Genomic DNA, 1,822 nt, shown 5'->3' with positions numbered 1-1,822 from the left:
GATAAAAACTCATTTAAATCACTTTGCTATTAAGTACAAATTGATTCTTAGAGCGAACCAGATTGCTTGGCAGGAGCTTAAAAATATGGCAGCTTAAAATTGACCGTGCGTAACATGAGAAAATCAGTAATAATTATAGTAATTAGATCTTATAAATTAAGAAATTATTGACATTTGCTACGCTGTTCGGTACTAACAACTAATTATTATTAAAGATAATAGAGCGATTTTTTTTGTTAAGTAACGAGGTTTAGCATTCTGGGACCTTGCCCCCAGAAGGAGAGAGGATGGAATTTCAAAGCAATTATGTGGCCCATATACCTGATGAACAGGGTTTAGTTAATTACTCTGTTGAAGAAAATAAGGTATGGACAATTTTATTTGAGCGACAACAAAAACTGTTACCCGGACGCGCCTGTGATGAATTTTTATCCGGCTTAGAGGCGCTAAAAATTACTGCGAATGCTATACCCCAGCTTCCTGAGCTTAGTGCGCGTTTAAAGACAAGAACAGGATGGCAAATAGCTCCAGTGGCAGCCTTAATATCAGCGCGGGAATTTTTTGAATTGTTAGCGTCGCGCCATTTTCCAGCGGCAACCTTTATCCGGACCCTGGAGGAGTTGGATTATGTTAAGGAACCCGACATCTTCCATGAATTGTTTGGTCATTGTCCCATGTTAACGGATCCGATTTATGCGGATTTTGTTTATGATTATGCCTGTAAGGTATTAACTTTTCCTGAGTCAGATTGGCCCCTGTTACAACGCATGTTTTGGTTTACTGTAGAGTTTGGTTTAATTCATACGCAAAAAGGATTAAGAGCCTATGGAGGAGGGATTTTATCATCCATTAGTGAAACCGTTTATAGCGTAGAAAGCGACATTCCGATGCGGGTATTTTTTGAGCCGATTGCGGCTTTTCGTACGCCTTATCGTATCGATAGATTACAACCTATTTATTTTGTTATCGACAAGTATCAAACTTTATATGATTTTGTTTTATCTGACATTGACAACTTATTAAAACGCACTCGAGAGTTAGGTGAGTTCCCGCCATTCTTTCCGGTTGATCCGGGAAATCCGAATATTCATATACGAGCATGTTGAACATGAAACTGTCTTGTAATGACCAGAGAGACTTGTTAACATCCCTTCATCATAGCGAGTCTCGAAAGCAGCCTCTGGGCGATAGGAGCATCATTTGATTAAAGTATTAATTGTTGATGACCATGCATTGGTTCGAATGGGTATTCGACGATTGCTTGAAGATATGGCAGATGTAGAGGTGGTTGCAGATGCTGAAAGTGGAGAGCAAGCTCTATTATTAGTAAAAACACATTCTCCTGACGTAGTACTTTTAGATATGAAAATGCCTGGGATAGATGGTTGGGAAGTCACACGCCGTTTAAAAAAAACTACTCCCAACGTTAAGGTTATTGCAGTAACTGCAATGACTTCCGATCCCCTTCCTACCCGAGTTTTACAATTAGGCGCAATGGGCTACTTGACCAAAGAATCAGGAGCTGAAGAAATGGCTTCTGCTATTCGCAAAGTGGCTCGAGGGGAAAAATATTTAAGCGCGGAAATAGCCCAAAAAATGGCGATTAACAGCTTACAAGAAGTCAAAGATTCTCCCTTCGATATATTATCTGAACGCGAGATGCAAGTGATGTTAATGATTACAAGCGGAATGAATGTACAAGATGATATAGGCGCGGATTTTTAGACGAAAAAAAGGTATTTTTAAGAGCTATTCTTCTAATATAAGAGGGGAATAGAATGACCAAAAAGCGAAATTATTACACTGCATCAAAAAAATCAAA

General features: G+C 39.0%; 1 protein-coding gene and 1 pseudogene. Both read left to right on the top strand.

All coding sequences use genetic code 11. The features are described from left to right. The first annotated feature begins 287 nt into the window (after positions 1-287). Entirely contained in the window at positions 288-1,106 is an 819-nt protein-coding gene (phhA, locus tag ELY15_RS15535; protein WP_127101634.1) for a phenylalanine 4-monooxygenase, read from the top strand. Positions 1,107-1,200: 94 nt separating this feature from the next. After that, a pseudogene (gene letA, locus ELY15_RS15530) lies at positions 1,201-1,704 on the top strand (two-component system response regulator LetA); the annotation flags it as partial. Positions 1,705-1,822 lie beyond the last annotated feature (118 nt).

This window comes from Legionella sp. km772 (assembly GCF_003989735.1).
In the GTDB taxonomy this organism is placed as follows: domain Bacteria; phylum Pseudomonadota; class Gammaproteobacteria; order Legionellales; family Legionellaceae; genus Legionella.
This window is presented reverse-complemented; position numbering and strand designations above follow the sequence as displayed.

What these genes read in the sequence shown, in the direction of transcription:
- phhA (WP_127101634.1), top strand. Translation starts at nt 288, where the DNA reads ATGGAATTTCAAAGCAATTATGTGGCCCATATACCTGATGAACAGGGT.